The 15450-nt window shown below is 63.1% G+C and carries 10 protein-coding genes; 4 read left to right on the top strand and 6 right to left on the bottom strand.

The window, feature by feature from the left end:
- Nucleotides 1-40: 40 nt before the first annotated feature.
- Both LVJ94_30310 and LVJ94_30305 read right to left on the bottom strand, forming a co-directional pair.
- Entirely contained in the window at nt 41-1762 is a 1722-nt protein-coding gene (locus LVJ94_30310) for a hypothetical protein (GenBank protein ID WXB01201.1), read from the bottom strand.
- Nucleotides 1759-3201, bottom strand: a complete 1443-nt coding sequence (locus tag LVJ94_30305) for a hypothetical protein (protein WXB01200.1) — start codon at nt 3199-3201, stop codon at nt 1759-1761. Before LVJ94_30305 ends, LVJ94_30310 begins: the two co-directional genes overlap by 4 nt.
- A 380-nt stretch (nt 3202-3581) precedes the next feature.
- On the opposite strand from LVJ94_30305, the gene LVJ94_30300 reads away from it, so the two are divergent.
- The 3 genes from LVJ94_30300 to LVJ94_30290 all read left to right on the top strand — a co-directional run bounded on the left by LVJ94_30300 (nt 3582) and on the right by LVJ94_30290 (nt 7716).
- The gene (locus LVJ94_30300) at nt 3582-4712 is read left to right on the top strand and encodes a CoA transferase (GenBank protein WXB01199.1); all 1131 of its coding nucleotides are present in this window, start codon (nt 3582-3584) and stop codon (nt 4710-4712) included.
- Between the two features lie 66 nt (nt 4713-4778).
- Nucleotides 4779-5990, top strand: coding sequence for a hypothetical protein (locus LVJ94_30295; protein WXB01198.1), 1212 nt, complete (start codon nt 4779-4781; stop codon nt 5988-5990).
- A gap of 424 nt (nt 5991-6414) precedes the next feature.
- The gene (locus LVJ94_30290; protein WXB01197.1) at nt 6415-7716 is read left to right on the top strand and encodes a hypothetical protein; all 1302 of its coding nucleotides are present in this window, start codon (nt 6415-6417) and stop codon (nt 7714-7716) included.
- Nucleotides 7717-7791: 75 nt separating this feature from the next.
- Here LVJ94_30290 and LVJ94_30285 read toward each other — a convergent pair whose 3' ends face one another.
- Together LVJ94_30285 and LVJ94_30280 are read right to left on the bottom strand one after the other, a co-directional pair.
- Nucleotides 7792-8808, bottom strand: a complete 1017-nt coding sequence (locus LVJ94_30285; GenBank protein ID WXB01196.1) for a tetratricopeptide repeat protein — start codon at nt 8806-8808, stop codon at nt 7792-7794.
- A gap of 76 nt (nt 8809-8884) precedes the next feature.
- Nucleotides 8885-10654: a protein kinase gene (locus LVJ94_30280; GenBank protein ID WXB01195.1), complete on the bottom strand. Its 1770-nt coding sequence runs from the start codon at nt 10652-10654 to the stop codon at nt 8885-8887.
- 216 nt (nt 10655-10870) lie between these two features.
- On the opposite strand from LVJ94_30280, the gene gloB reads away from it, so the two are divergent.
- Nucleotides 10871-11653: a hydroxyacylglutathione hydrolase gene (gloB, locus tag LVJ94_30275; GenBank protein ID WXB01194.1), complete on the top strand. Its 783-nt coding sequence runs from the start codon at nt 10871-10873 to the stop codon at nt 11651-11653.
- A gap of 735 nt (nt 11654-12388) precedes the next feature.
- Here gloB and LVJ94_30270 read toward each other — a convergent pair.
- Both LVJ94_30270 and LVJ94_30265 read right to left on the bottom strand, forming a co-directional pair.
- On the bottom strand, nt 12389-13183 hold the full coding sequence (locus LVJ94_30270; GenBank protein WXB01193.1) for an acyl-CoA desaturase: 795 nt from the start codon (nt 13181-13183) through the stop codon (nt 12389-12391).
- A 97-nt stretch (nt 13184-13280) separates the two neighbouring features.
- Entirely contained in the window at nt 13281-15389 is a 2109-nt protein-coding gene (locus LVJ94_30265; GenBank protein ID WXB01192.1) for a TonB family protein, read from the bottom strand.
- Nucleotides 15390-15450: the final 61 nt, after the last annotated feature.

The following is a 15450-nucleotide window of genomic DNA, read 5'->3' as shown; positions in this document are numbered from 1 at the left end:
CGCATCGACCCATCCTTCGATTAGCGGCGATGGCGCGCCTTTACGGATTGCACCTGAACGTCCCTCTTACTTGATCACCCTCGGTGTAATATCCCGTTGCATTGAAATTGACGACTCGGCCGGTTTTCGTGTCGATCTCCGGGCACGTGATTTCGGCCTCGTAGTCGACGAAGCCCGTTGCTGGGTCGATATTCATGTTGCCCGAGAGGCCATCAAGATCGATTCCCTGCCCGGAGTTGAGGAGGCCGAAGGCCCTCGTGATGTCGGCCGTGCCGCTGCGAACGGTGGAGCCCGGAGGATTGAATTGCGTGAGCGTGGCGGCAAGGTTCTCGCCCGTTAGAGGTTTGTTGCCATTCGCCACGATGGCATAGGCCGCCAGGAAGACGGCGTCATACCACTGATGCACGAGCGTTGCCGAGGGCGACGAGGATTGCGCGAGTTGCGGGAACTCCGTCGTGAAGTGCGTCACCCAGTCATCGATGCGCGGTTGCACCTCCGGTGGCAGGTGGTTCGTCATGGAGAACAACCGGCTGCGCATCGGCACGATGGCCGTGAGAAGATCGAACAACGGCGCGAACGTGCCGAATACCGCGATCAGGTCGACGTGATACGGCAGCCGCGTGTCTCTGGGCCACTGGGTCAAGAGCGGGAAGGTCTCGAGCGGAATCGCTCCTGGGTGGACGGCGTGAAGAATGATGTTCGGCTTGAAATCGAGCACGGCGCGCACCGCCTGGGCGACCTTGAGCTCGGGCGCGGGATTGCCCACGTGATCGATCACATTTCCGATGCTGACCGCGAGATAGTTCTTGTCGATGGCGTTCTGGGAGGCCGACTTTCCATTGTAGGAGAGCTTGCTCTCCATGAGCTGGCGAGCATTCAACCCGAGGACGTTGTCCTCGTAGATGATGGCGACCTTGATCGGTTCGGTGACCCCTTCGTCGTGCAAGCGAGGCTCCAGCACCTTTTGAATGAGAAGCTGTGACGCCTGCGTCGTCTTCTTGTCGTTGACGGCGAGTCCCCATGCCATGGGGGTGGGTTCGGGCTTGATGAGGCCCGAGCTTATGCTGAGGGGCACGATGGTGAGCACCTTGTTCGGGCGAAAAACCTGCTCGGTGGCCAGAAGGACGTTCTCCGGGTCAATCGGGCCGATGTTGACCGGCACCTCCAGGTCCTTCACGAGATGGTCGGCCGCCACGACGAGACCATCGAAGCCATTGTGGAAAAATTCGTCGCAGGATGCGATCACCAGCGGCCGAATGTCCGACGAGCCATCGGCCGATGGCAGGCCTCGAACCACTTTCGTGATGTCGGCCTGCCCGAGTCGCAACGCCGCCTCGGTGAAGTCGGCCAGGGCGCTATGGCTGAATGGCGTGACTGCGCCGATGACCACGGCCTTGTCGTTGAGCAGCTGGTCGGTGTTTCCCCAGACGCGCGGACACTCCGGCGACGTCAGCTGGGCACACTTGCGATCGCTCTTACGGCAGATCGCCGGAACGCCCCCCGCCTTGTCGATGCATTCCTTGTTCGTCTTGCAGAGGTCTTGGTCGGCGGAGACCTTGATGCAGCTGCGCGTCGCCTTGTCGCACGTCGTTCCGGCGAATTCCGGGCCGAGGTTGAGGCACTCGACTTCCGACGTGCACTGGATGGCGGTGGTGTTGGACGTGTACGTGCATCCAGGCGCCGCCACGGCGATACCCAGCGCCGCAGCCATCACCAATCCACCCCAGCACCGCACGTTCGAACCCACGTCGTATCGCCTCATTGCTGGTACCTGCGGTGCGTGGGGTCCGAGTTCAGCATGGCCGAAATCTTCGTGTCGGCGTTGTCCACGATCGTGCGGCCCTGCGCGACGCAGGTGCGCACGAGATCTCCTTGCAGCCCGATGGTTACGAAATCTCCGTACGCGCGATTTTTGATGAACCCGCGTGCGGTGCGAAGCGATTCCACCTCGGAGAGGGCCTTGGCCAAGCGCGCACCGTGCTTCTTCCAGGCCTCGCGGAGCGCGGGATCGGAAACGGCATAGACCTCCATCACCCTCGGCTCGCTGCAGGAGGTGGCGAGCTCGCCGCGCGCTTGGCACGCGTTCTCGCACTCGGCATTTTGCCCGCAATTCAGCCTGCCTTGGCAGACGGCCGACGAGCGGGTGCCATTGCACGTGCCCACGCACACGCCATTGCATTGACTCTTGTTGGCCGTGCACGTTCCGCTGCACTTCGCCAGGGCGCCCGTTCCGAGTCCGGAGCGGCACGTCCCCGCGCACAACCCGGTGCCGCACTTTCCGCCTGCGAACGGAGCCGGGGAAGGCTCGGCGCTCGGGTTGAAGCTGGTGCACTTCGCGCCGGCGCAGTATCCGTTCGCGCCCTTGCTGCAAACGCCCACACAGGTGCCGGTGCAGTTGCCGTCGGCGTTGGCCGGCGGAGGCGAGCCGGGAGGTGCCGGTCCAGCGTCCGCACCCGCGTCCCCGGCGTTGACGTTGATGTCCGTTCCATCGCACGTGCCGGTGCATGTGCCTGCACAGCGACCCGTGAAACGCCCCGCGCATGCACCGGCGCATTCGCCGGACCATTCAAGGCCCGAGCACGTGCCAATGCATTCTCCCGTGCAGGTGGTGGGGCCTGCGGGGGGAACTTCGCCCACGCAGTCACCCGTACACGCGATGTCGTCACCCGTGGTCACGCAGCGCCCCGTGCATTCGCCATCGCACGCGCCGACCAACTTGTCGGGTTCACACTTGGTGACGTCGCACGCTTCGGCGCAGGTCGACATGCATTCGGCGACCGCGTTTTCTTGCACGGTGCAATTGGGCGCGAATCGAAGTTCGCCCCAAAACGGACTGCCCGGCGGCGGTATGGGGGCAATCGTCGACAACTTGTCGACGCGCGCGGCAATGGGTTTGCACGCCGCCACGAGGTCTTTACCCGTCGAGAGCCCCAGTTCGGAGCTGATGGCGTTGCACGCGTCCTTCATTTCCGTTTCGACGTCGGTCGCACGCTGAAGCAGCAAATCGCTCGATTCGAGATACGCACGCAAGGTCGCGTGTTTCGAACTCGGTTCGTTCGACAATTGAGTGCGATCGCAGCTATCGACGACGTGAACGGTGTCGCCCTCGCGAGGGTCTTTCAGGCAACTGGCGAGTACGCAGACGAATCCCCCCACGGCGAGGCCCGAGCCGCCGAAGACGAGCCACTTCTTCCACACCATTCGTCCCTCCAACCCGCGCACGACGGCGCATGGCCAAATACCAAGTACCAAGCGTTCTGGAGTGCACCATTCCGGACGTCCGTTGTCAAGCGCCTGACCTGCGTGCGATAGCGGTCTATTTTACCAGTGGGGCTGATGGTGGCGTTTCGAGCGAAACGAGCGGCCGTAAGAAGGATGCCAACCTATTGGCGGATAACCTGACGCGCCTATCTCATTGAAAGTCATGAGCTTAAAAATATGAAATGACTATGATGAACGCGTGAAAGCTATCGGCCGTATGGCGTTCGAGGCTGTCTCTTCGTGGCGCGTAACGCGTAATCCCGTAGAGTTCTCCGGGGAGCATTGAGGTGCGGCCGCTCGAAGGGATTCGGGTTTTGGACATGAGCCGTTTGGTGCCCGGGCCCTATGCCACGATGATCCTTGGAGATCTCGGCGCTGCGGTCGACAAAGTCGAAGAGATGGACGGCGATCCAATCCGCCAATGGCACCCGCGGCGGGGCGACGAATCGGCGCTCTTCCTTGCGCTCAATCGCAACAAGAGGAGCATCCGTCTGGATCTGAAGAAGAACGCGGGATGCTTGGCGTTTCGCGCACTCGCCCGCCGCGCAGACGTGCTTTTCGATCCATTCCGTCCCGGCGTCCTCGATCGCTTGGGCTTGGGGCACGCGCGGCTTCGGAAAGAGAATCCACGACTCATCGTATGTGCATTCAGCAGCTTCGGGCAGGATGGTCCGCTCGTTCATCGCACGGCGCACGAACTCGCGTACCTTGCGCGCGCGGGGCTTCTCGGGTCCTCCGGGGCGTCGGACCCCGTTCCGAAAATGCCATATTACAGTCCCGCGGGTATCGGTGGCGCCGTTTGGTGCGTCGTTGGCATCCTCGCGGCGCTCGCGGAGCGTGAACGCACCGGTGCGGGGCGTATCGTCGATATTTCCATCACCGAGGCCGCGATGGGGTTTGCGGTTCCGAGCCTTGGAGAGCTGCTCGCCGACGACGAATCAGGTGCCCCCGCCCTCGACGTTTCCACGGGAGCTTGCGCTCCTTATCAAATTTATACAACGAAGGATGGCCGTCACGTGGCCTTGAGCGCCCCAGAGAAAAGGTCGTGGGTGGCATTTTGCGAAAGTGTCGGTTTCGACGGCGACCTCTCGGCGCTCGTGCCAGGGCCACACCAAATAGCCCTTCGCCGTCGGTTGGCAGACGTTTTCGAACGTCGCACGTTCGAGGAGTGGCGTACATTTTGCGCAAATGTAGATTGCTGCCTGGAACCGATTTCGTTCCCACGCGAATTGCCTGACGACCCACAGCATCGCGCCCGAAACTTCTTCTTCGAACTTCCGTCCTCCTCGGGTCGAATTTTGCAATTTGCGACCCCGGTGACCGAACGTGACGCCCCACATCGCCATCGACCTCCACCCCGCGCGGGCGAGCATACGGATGTCATATTGCAGGAAGCGGGTTTCTCCCCGGACGAAATCCAGACCATGCGCGTCGAGGGTGCTGTCGCCTGAAATGCAACTCCAGCGCCGGCCAACGCCAACCTGGTATTGGGGCCCTTTTCGCAGTACGTTGAAGACATGCAAAGCGTCGCCCCCACGGGGCTCGACATCTCGGTTTTGCTCGTGTGCGCGGCCATGCTCGCGGCCTGCTCGAGCAACTCGGACTCGAAGACGAACAACGCGTGCGAGGGCATTTCCGTCAACGAGCTGAAAGAGCTCGTGGTGATCGACGAAGCCGTGCTGTCGGATGGTCGCGCCAAAAACGGCACCACCGGTGCGTGGAGTTTTCGCCATGCGGTGCAGAACATGACGCCGCAGGACATGGACGCCGGCGAATTCGTGCGGGATTGGCTGATTCATTGGGTGAGTGAGCGCGATTTCAACGGCTATCCGCTCGACCGCCCCAACGAAGACCGCGTGCTGGGGATGAATGTGCACCTGCTCTGCCCTTGGCTCAAGGGTTCCCCGGAGAATGCGTGTAACGAAGACTGCAGCACCTGTTCGGGGCAAAAGCTGGATCTCGCGCGCGCGCCGTTCCGGTTGATCGGGATCACGAATCGGATGGACGTGCGCGAACAGCGTCCCAACGTGGTGAACGGCGAGGGGCGCTTCGTGTATGCGCTCACCGATGGCCCGGCGGACGATCCGGCCTCCAAGCCGCAGCCCATGACCGTCATTTTCGAATATGCGCTGCCGGCTGTGCGCTCGGCCGGCGAGTGGGCAAAGGCTTGGCACGCGCTGGGGCAATTCGCGTCATTCGACGAGGGGTATCGCGCGGCGCTGCAAAGCGTCACCGATGCCTTTTCGCTGCGCGGGGCCCATCCGGAAGGGATGGCAGGTAGTGCACTCGGGCAAGTACGTACGAACGAGGCTATCCTCAATTGGATTTGGCAGCTGCGCGAGTTTGGTCTTTCCAGCGATGGTACGTTGCGACTGCGGCCGATTTGGAACACGCCCGCAGAGCGCCTCAATGGGAGTGCCTTGTTGCGCGATTTCGTCCTTTCCAATGCGGATGCAATCCGCGCGAACGCGTACGAGGTTCCCGTTTCGATGCGCGGTGGCTCGGCGGATTCCTTCCGCTTCGCATGGAATATCCCCGGTGTCGATGCAGCGACGAGTAAAGCGTTCACTGAAGGCACGTGCAACGGTTGCCATTCCACGAACCCTACGGTTGATACGGCGTTTCACATCAGCCCCTTCCGCGAGGGCCCGAGCCGCCTCTCGCGGCACCTGGTCGAAGATTTGAAACTACGCACCGCAAGCCTGCGTCGTGCACTCTGCACGGATTGAAACACGGTTATTTTCATCTGGCGCAAATGTGATTCCATGAAATCGCGGCGAGTCGCGACGATGTAACTCTGCTCTGGTTAATCCGGCGTTCATGGGCAGTTGTGCGATATTTGCGCTCTTGCGGAATCCGTTTGTCGTGGTTTTCTCTGTGTTAGAGTCTGTCAGTGCGACGACAAACCGTCGACGGTGAGGGGAGGGGACTCGCTTCGAAACGTCTCGTCCACGTCTTCGAAGTGAATCGGGAAGATCTCAATCGGCGACCGTCCAGTGGGCTTACCCGCGGCTCTGCACCAAATCGGGCGGCCGCGAGAGAAAGGTGCTCGGGATGCGGTATCATCGACTTTCCAATTTAATGCTCTTTGGCGCCGTCGTTGTTGGCTGCTCGGGAGCAGATCGAGCCGCAGAGGAGGACAATCCTCTCGAATTGGCACAGCAATCGGAGGATCCAAGCGAGCGCGCCGCCCGCCAACGCGGCGCCTTGACGTATCACCTCGACTCGGCGGGAATCTTCGCAAACTATTCGACCGCGGGCGATCTCGACGAAGACAACGACTTTTTCGAGAGCTTTGGGACCAACGGGCGATCGTGTGGAACGTGCCATCGCTTGGAAGATGGTCTGGGGCTCACCACGTGGACCATCCAAAAGCTGTTTTACAAATCCAAGGGGCGCGATCCGCTATTCGCGGTGGTGGATGCCGCGACGAGGCCCGATGCGGATGTCTCCACCGACGAAGCTCGGCAGAAAGCGTACAGCCTTCTGCTCAACCGTGGCGTCTTCCGCATTTCGCTCCCCATGCCACAAGAGGCGGAATTCACCCTCGAGAGCATCGACGATCCGTACGGCTTCTCGACCCCGCAGAACATGTCCCTGTATCGAAGGCCGCTCCCCGCTGCGAACACGAAGTTCGTCGCGGGCACGGCCATCATGTGGGACGGTCGCGAGCCGGATCTCGCGTCGCAGGCCAACAACGCCACGTTGGGCCACGCCGAAGCGAGCAAGCCGCTCACGGAAGTGCAGAAGAAGCGCATCGTCGATTTCGAGACGAACGTGTTCACCTCGCAAATCGTCGTCTGGGGCCTGGGAAGGGTGTCGCCCGCCGGCGGTGGGCCCATCAATCTTTCCCAGCAGCCGTTCGTGATCGGCGAAAACGCGCTTCCGCCACCGCGAAATCCGCGCAACACGAATGTCTTCGATCTGTTCGACGAGTGGACCGACTCGGCCGAACGCGCGAAGGCGGCCGTGCGTCGCGGCGAAGTTCTCTTCAATACGCGGCAGATGGGAACCAATCCTCTCGGACAACCCGCGTTCTGTTCGAGTTGCCACTCGTCCTTCAACCAGGGCGGGAACGACTTTGCATCGCCCGGTATGTTCGTCAACATCGGTTCTTCCGGTGGAGGCCCCGCGCTTCTGCCGGGTACACACGCCGAGCGCTTCCTCTCGACGGAGCTGCCGATTTACACGTTCAAGAACAAGGCAACGGGAGCCATTGCGCAGGTCAACGATCCCGGTCGAGCGCTCATCAGCGGCAAGTGGCTCGACGTCGGCCGTTTCAAAGTTCCCTCCGTTCGCAACCTCGGGTCGCACGCACCGTATTTCCACAACGGGAGCATGAAGACCTTGATGGACGTCGTCACCTTTTACGATCTCACCTTGGCGCAGCCCGCGAACGTACCCTTCACCGAGCAGGAGAAACACGACTTCGTCGCGTTCCTCGAATCGTTGTAGCGGACACGCGCGCTGAAATGAAAAACGCCGACACTCGATGGAGCGCCGGCGTTTTTCATTTGGCAATGGCTCGTTTTAGAACGAGCCGACGACGCCCAGGCCCGTGGGGCCGGCGGGAACGAGGCGGATTTCCGTGCGGGAGACGTCCTTCGGCTTTTCGGCCTCGCCGACCTCCGGCGTGTGGCTCAGCAAGCGTACGGTGAAATAGGTCGACACCCCCGCGAACACGATGGTCGTGATGCCGACGATGTCGGTTGCCGTCGCAAACGTCTGCGTCTTGTCGCGTGCGTTGTTGCGGTCGTCGGCGGTCGTACCCACCGATTCGAGCTTGTCCTCCTGATCGCGCTTCGCATTCAAGGTCAGCGCACCGAGGATGCCCGTGGCGATGCCGGCGGCCGCAGTCGCGCTCCATCCGACGACGGTGGGCACCGTCCACGGATTCGACTTTCGCTCGAGGATGGTGGACTTCGGCAGCTCGCTCAAGTCCAGCGAGATGCTCGTCGTCTCCGAGCTGCCGATGGTCACCATCTTCGTCGCAGGGAGATAACCCGGACGCGTGATCGAGATCTTGCGCCGACCGGGATTCACGGAGAGGGCCTCGGCGATCGGAAGCTCGCCCACCACGACATCGTCCACCGTCACCGTGCCGCGCGGCACGTTGGCCTTGATGTTCACGTGCGCGATGCGGCCTTTCAGGCCCGCGATTTCCTTTTCGACGTCGGCGCGCCGGTCGGCCGGAATTTCGCTGCCGCCTTCGTAGAGGTAGCGTTCGAGCGCAATCTGCGCTTGCACGTAGTCGTTGAGCTGCTTGTACGTAAGCCCGATGTTGTAGAGGATCTTGTAGCTCGGCGCCATTTGCAGCGCGCGTTCGAACTCGATGCGCGCGGCGTCGTAGTTGCCGTCTTGGTACAGATCCAAACCGAGTCGATAGCGCCGTCGCGCCTCGGCCATCTTGTCGACCGTCTGCTGCAAGGAGCCGGGGCGCTCGGCCGGAGGCTTCTGCGCCCATGCGGGGGCGACGGAGGTCAGCAGGGTTGCGGCGGCGAACACCGTCCGCATCGATTTGGCCCAACGGCGGGATCTTCCGGTCATATTTTCCTCCAACGGGGACCTCACGGGTGTGCCGTGGGCCAAGTCGCATTCGCGCATCGTTCGCGTCATCATGTGATCACTTTTCCCAGGGATCGCCGGGATCGAGAGGTTCGGCGCGGCCGCGCGGCTTGGACGAGGGCGCAGGCGCTTCGGCGGTGTTGGCGGGCGTGGGCGCCACCTGCCCGCCCGGCGCAGGGCCCGTGGGGCGCGGAGCCGGTACCGCCATGGGTGGCCGCGATTTCCCCACGACAGGACGCGCCATGGGGACCGGCGGCGTTGGGTTGGTGGATCGGCGTTCCCTCTCGAGGGAAATCTCGAGGTGAATCTTGGCAGTGTCGAACACCGCTTGTTCGATGCTGGTCAGGTAGCCATCGGCTTGGACGACGATCGTGTGCTGCCGCCCATCGCGCGCAAAGGTCCCACGAGCAGGTTTGCCGAACAGGCGAATCTCGTCGATGAAGACTTCCGCGTTGGGCGGGGCGATGTCGAGCAGCATCTCCGTCTCCGCTGCAACAAGCGGGGCACCGCTGGTTGGAGTCGGTACGGCCGACGCCGTCGCGGTCGTCGTCGGGGGTGGCGCGCTTTCCTGGCTCGGTGCGGCCGCCGTGGGCGAGGTTGGAAACACGTTTGGCCGCAGGACGAAGGCCGCTGCACCCGCCATGACTGCGAGGGCCAAGGTTGCTGCGACACCCCAACGCCGCCCTTTGACCTGCGGCGTGACCCCGGAGATCTCGATCCGGATCGAATCGGACGCAACGCTGTCACGCTCGGGCGATCCACTCAGCGTGTTCGCCGTTCCCACCATCGAACCGATGCGCGAGACGGAATGCGGCGCGGGGAGCGTAGGCAGACCGCTGACTTGGCTCGTCTCGGGCGTCGAGAGCCGCGATTCGATGGCCGAGGCGATCTCTTTGCGCCGCTCGACGAACAGATCCGTGATGACCCGCGACACGTCGGTGTACGAGCCGCCGGCTTGCGAGGCGAGCACGGACTCGATCGCCTCTTTCAGCTCGATGGCCGTCTGGTAGCGATCGGCGGGCTCGGGCTGGATGGCTTTCTTGCACACCGCGAGCAGCGCTTGCGGGATGCCGGGAAGGGCCACGGGCTCGGGAATCTTGTGGTTGGCCAGGCTCTGGAGGATTTCCACCTCCGTGGCGCCGGCCCACATCCGCTTTCCGGTGATGGTGCGCCACAAGATGGCGCCCACCGCGAAGATGTCCGCCCGACGATCCACGGGGGCCACGGCGAGCAGCTGCTCCGGTGCCATGTAGGCGATCTTGCCCTTGATGGTCCCGACCTGCGTGCGGATGTTCGAATCGGCCGCCTTGGCGATCCCGAAGTCGAGAAGCTTGGTGATGCCGTCGTACGTCACGAAGATGTTCTGCGGCGAGACGTCGCGGTGGATGACGTTGAGCGGCGTGCCATCGAAGTCCTTGAGCTCGTGCGCGAAGTGAAGGCCCGCGCACGCATCGGCCAGCGCCCGCAGCGTGACGGACAGCGGCATGGCGCCGTGCTTCGCTCGCGCGCGACGCGTCAGCTCGTCGAGGCTTTGCCCCTCGAGGTATTCCATGGCGATGAAGTAGCGCTCGCCGTCGAAGCCCACCTCGTTGGTCTGCGCGACGTTGGGATGATTGATGCGCGCCGAGAGCCGAGCCTCGTCGAGGAACATCGTGCAGAACTCAGCCTCTGCAGCAAGCTCGGGTCGTAGCAATTTCAGGACCTGCAGCTTGTTGAACCCGCCGGGCCCCTGCACGACTGCGAGCATCAGATCGGCCATGCCGCCGCGTCCCAACTCGAAGATGAGCCGATACTTCCCTGCCACCGTTGGGAGCCAGACCGAGTTCATGACGTTTGAAGACCGCGCCGTCGACATGGTGAGTTCAAGGACTTCCACACCCCCGCTTACGAGTACCGGGGTGAAGAGTACCATGGGGTTTCGAGTGCCCGAAAGCGGCCGCCAAGCTATCTCTGCTGCGGCCGACCGTTGGAGTTGCACTGTACGTTTACGTGGCGGCTGCCGCGGCAAATGGCGGCGCGGGCGGTGCTAGGCTACGCGCCCACGATGAAGATCACGTCGATCCCCTGCCTTTCGGACAACTACGCCTACCTCGTCGAGTGCGAAACGACGGGTGAGAAGGTGCTCGTCGATGCATCGGAGGCCGCGCCGATTCTCGCGGCCCTCGAATCACGTGGGGTCCGCAAGCTCGCGAGCATCTGGAGCACGCATCATCATTTCGATCACGTCGGCGCCAACGAAGCGGTGGCGAGCGCGCTCGGTGTCCGTGAGATCGCAGGGCATGCTTCCGACAAGGGACGCATCCCCGGGCAGACGCGCTTTCTCGAAGAAGGGGAGACGTTCTCCGTCGGCGATCTCCGCGTCGCGATTTTGCACATCCCCGGACACACGACGGGCGCCGTGGCCTATGTCGTGAGCGACGACGCAAAGGGCACGCGGGCCGTGTTCACCGGCGACACGCTCTTCCTCGGCGGGTGCGGGCGGCTCTTCGAAGGCACACCCGCCATGATGCACACGTCGCTCTCCAAGTTGGCCGCGCTACCTGGTGACACCGAGGTGTACTGCGGACACGAGTACACCAAGAGCAACCTGCGCTTCGCCGCCCACGTCGAGCCGAACAACGCCGCCATCCGCGCGCGCGCCGAACACACCGAAGCTCTCCGCACCGCCAACGAGCCAACCGTCCCCGGTAGGATGTCCGACGAGCTCGCGACCAACCCTTTCCTCCGCGTCCGCTCTGCCGAGATCCGCAGCACGCTCGGGATCGCCGCCGACGCCAGCGACGCGGACGCTCTTGGTGCGATCCGGGCCGCGAAGGACAAGTTCTGAGGCGCTGACAAGAACCGCTGAAGAGGGAAACCGCCAGGACGCCAGGGTCGCCAGGGGGTGAACGGCTGGTTTTTTGGTTTTCGGAAAACAAAACAAGAACGCCAGGGGCTCGGGGGATTTCATCCTGGCGACCCTGGCGTCCTGGCGGTGTTCCTTCTTCCGTGTCGTTACATCACTCTACATCACTCGCCGCCCGCAGGTTCGACTTCGGCGTCGGCGGGGGACCAGCTCGGGATTGCTCCCGAGGCAAGCGACGCGGATGCTCTTGGTGCGATCCGGTCCGCGAAGGACAAGTTTTGAACCGCTGAAGAGGGAAACCGCCAGGACGCAGTCAGGGTCGCCAGGGGGTGAACGGCTGGTTTTTTGGTTTTCGGAAAACAAAACAAGAACGCCAGAGGCTCAGGGGATTTCACCCTGGCGATCCTGGCGTCCTGGCGGTTCCTTCTTCCGTGTCGTTACATCACTCGCCGCCCGCAGGTTCGACTTCGGCGTCGGCGGGGGACCAGCTCGGGATTGCTCCCGAGGCAAGCGACGCGGATGCTCTTGGTGCGATCCGGTCCGCGAAGGACAAGTTTTGAACCGCTGAAGAGGGAAACCGCCAGGACGCCAGGGTCGCCAGGGGGTGAACGGCTGGTTTTTTGGTTTTCGGAAAACAAAACAAGAACGCCAGGGGCTCAGGGGATTTCACCCTGGCGATCCTGGCGTCCTGGCGGTTCCTTCTTCCGTGTCGTTACATCACTCGCCGCCCGCGGGCTCGACTTCGGCGTCGGCGGGGGACCAGCGGATGGTCTGTGTGCCGAGGCGGATGATGCCCAGTGCGGCGAAGATGCGGATGAAGAGGTACGTCGGGTCGATCTCGAACCAGCGGGCTGCGAAGTTCGCGCTCATGGAGAACTTGTGGTGGTTGTTCTGAAAGAGCTCGCCCGCCGTGAGGAAGTCGAAGATCAGCGTGTTCTTCGAGTCGTCGCCGTTCTGGAAGTTGCGGTAACCGTATTTGTGGCCGCACCAGTTGACGATCGCGCCGTGGATGGGGCCCATGATGAAGTGGGCCGGAAGGAAGAGGTACATCCACCACGCCGTGGCGAAGTGCACGTAGAAGGCGGTGTAGAGTCCGATCCACACGATGCGCATGACCCAGTTCTGGCCGAGGCGATCCAACGCGGGCCACTCCGGGTATCCGCCGAGGAAGCGTGCCTCCGGCTGAACGCGGTTGTACGCGTAGTCGTCGTAGGTCTTCTTCGTCTTCATCATCAACGTGAACACGTTGCTGTGGTTCGTCGGCGAGTGCGGATCCTTCGGCGTGTCGCTGAACGCGTGATGCATGCGGTGCAAAATCGCGTAGCCGCGCGGCGACAGGAAGCTCGAGCCCTGCGTCATGTACGTGCAAAGGTGGAAGAAGCGCTCCCAACCCTTGCTCATGGTGAACTGCTTGTGGGCGCCATACCGGTGCAAGAAGAAGGTCTGGAAAAAGACCGACGACTGCCAGTGGATGACGAACAAGGCGAGGATAGGGAGGAGTCCTTCTTTCACGATGGCAGCACCTTAAAGGCCCGCCCCCCGGGGCGCTACCACCTTTCCGTCAGCGATTGTCAGCGTACGGTCATGGACGAGCCCGACCGGTTCGATTTCAGTCGAAATTGAAGGTGTACGTGACGTTACCGTTGACCCCGCCCGCCGGCGCTGGAAATGTCCAGCCCTGGAAGGCGCTGATCAGGCATTGCTCGAGGCGGGTGCTGTTCGCCGTCGAATTGGCCACGCCGGCGTTGAGCACTTGTCCTTGCGGGTTGATCGTCGCGGAGACGACCACCTTGCCGTGCAGATCGTTTCGCTCCAAGTGGGCGCGGTCGTAGCACGCCTGCACTTCACCCCGGTGGGCAGCCACCGTGGCGCGGACACCCTTGTGATCGACCGTGCCGGGAGCCGGTGCGGATACGGGCGGTGGCGCCGGCGCCTGGGTAACGCTTGGCGGCGGCGGGTTGGAAGGCTGCGGAGCATGCGTCTGCGTGACGACCGGCGTCGGGGCCGGCTGCGGTTGCACGTTGGTCGGAGCCTGCGTCACCGAGGGCGTTGCCCCCGTCGAAGGCACCGAGCCGCCTCCGCCGGTGTGACGTGTACCGCCCCCGGTGTTGCGCGGCGGCGGCGCATGGCCTCCCGCCGTTGGCGGTGGCAGCGTGCCGTCGCGTTCGAGCTGGATGGTGAGCTGCTTTTCCGCCTCGTCGTAGACCACGAGTTGCACCTGACGTGAATAACCCGGTGCCTCGCCCAGAACGCGGTGCGCTTGCTTGTCGCGCGTGAAGCGTGCCTGCGCAGGGTTCGACGAGAGCGGCACGTCGTCGACGAAGACGCTGGCGCTGTGCGGAATGACCTCGACCTTGAGCACCGTGAACGTGTCCGCTGCGGCGCCGCCCACGAGCGGCTCGTTCGCACCTGCCGCACCCGCCACACCCGCCTGTTGCGCGGCCGCTCCAGATGCTGCCGACGTCACGGCCGGAGGTGTTGCCTCGGCAACTTGATGGCTCTTGCGCCAACCCAGAGCGCCGAGCACTCCGCCGCCCACGAGCACGACCGCACCACCCACGAGCACGAACGCCTTGAGCCGCGAGATGCCACCGCGGCCCACGTCGGCCGGCGAGATCTTCGACTCGGTCGTCGTGTGCGGCGCCGTCATCGGCGCCGCCCCGGCCACCGGTTGCGAGTTGCTGTCGTCGCGCACCGCATCGGGGTCGACGAAGATGGGAATCTCACCCGTGTTGGCGGGGTAGGTCTCGCTTCGCTTTCGCTCCGCTTCGATGGCCGCCTTCACCTTGGCGCGGTTCTCGGCGAAAAGATCGGTCACGTACCGACCGATTTCGCGCGTCGAGGGCACCTCCGGCAACGTGGCGAGGTAAGCCTCGATGGCCTCTCCGAGTTCTTGCGCGGTGCTGAATCGTTGATCGCGGTTCGGTGCCAGGGCGCGCTCGCAGATGGCGACGAGGCCCGTGGGCATCGAGGGATCGATGCTGAGAGGGGAGGGGATCTCACCTGTGGCCAGGCGGTGGAAGATCTCGATGTCCGTCAGGCCCTTCCACAGACGCGTGCGCGTGGCGGCCTGCCAGGTCATCACGCCGAGCGCGAAGATGTCCGCGCGCCGGTCGATGCCTTCTTGCCGGAATTGCTCCGGCGCCATGTACGCGCACTTCCCTTTGACGACCCCCGTGCGCGTGTGGTGCGACGAGTCGGCCGCCTTGGCAATACCGAAGTCCAGGACTTTGACTTGTCCAGCATACGTGACGAACACGTTGTGCGGCGACACGTCGCGGTGAACGATGTTGAGCGGCTTTCCGTCGATGTCCGTCAGCGCGTGCGCGTAATGAAGGCCGGAGCATGCGTCGGCGATGATGCGCAGGTGCATGGCCAGCGGCAGCGTGCCGCGCTTGGCCGCCGAGCGCACCACCGCGTCGAGGGTCTGCCCCTCGAGGTATTCCATGGCCATGAAGTGATGCTGACCATCGAAACCAATCTCGTTGATCTGAACGATGTTGGCGTGATTCAGCCGCGCAGAGAGACGCGCCTCCTCGAGGAACATCTCGAGAAATTCAGGGTCGGCCGCGAGCGTGGGCAGAAGGCGCTTGATGACCTGAAGCTTGTTAAAGTCGCCAGGCCCGCGTACCAAAGCCAGGTACACACGGCTCATTCCGCCCTGACCGATCTCGAGAATCGGTCGATACTTCGACTGCAGTTGGGCGAGCCCGTCCATGACTGGGCCAGATTGACCGCGCATTGCGCTCATAGAGGAGGCCATTGTATCGGGAACCTTG

Source organism: Sorangiineae bacterium MSr11367, from assembly GCA_037157805.1.
Lineage (GTDB): Bacteria > Myxococcota_A > Polyangia > Polyangiales > Polyangiaceae > Pendulispora > Pendulispora rubella.
This window is presented reverse-complemented; position numbering and strand designations above follow the sequence as displayed.

Bases quoted from the DNA above. Each gene is read 5' to 3' on its own strand.
- LVJ94_30285 (WXB01196.1), bottom strand. From the start codon at position 8,808: ATGACCGGAAGATCCCGCCGTTGGGCCAAATCGATGCGGACGGTGTTC.
- LVJ94_30265 (WXB01192.1), bottom strand. From the start codon at position 15,389: ATGGACGGGCTCGCCCAACTGCAGTCGAAGTATCGACCGATTCTCGAG.
- LVJ94_30280 (WXB01195.1), bottom strand. From the start codon at position 10,654: ATGAACTCGGTCTGGCTCCCAACGGTGGCAGGGAAGTATCGGCTCATC.
- LVJ94_30305 (WXB01200.1), bottom strand. From the start codon at position 3,201: ATGGTGTGGAAGAAGTGGCTCGTCTTCGGCGGCTCGGGCCTCGCCGTG.
- LVJ94_30295 (WXB01198.1), top strand. From the start codon at position 4,779: ATGCAAAGCGTCGCCCCCACGGGGCTCGACATCTCGGTTTTGCTCGTG.
- gloB (WXB01194.1), top strand. From the start codon at position 10,871: ATGAAGATCACGTCGATCCCCTGCCTTTCGGACAACTACGCCTACCTC.
- LVJ94_30300 (WXB01199.1), top strand. From the start codon at position 3,582: ATGAGCCGTTTGGTGCCCGGGCCCTATGCCACGATGATCCTTGGAGAT.
- LVJ94_30310 (WXB01201.1), bottom strand. From the start codon at position 1,762: ATGAGGCGATACGACGTGGGTTCGAACGTGCGGTGCTGGGGTGGATTG.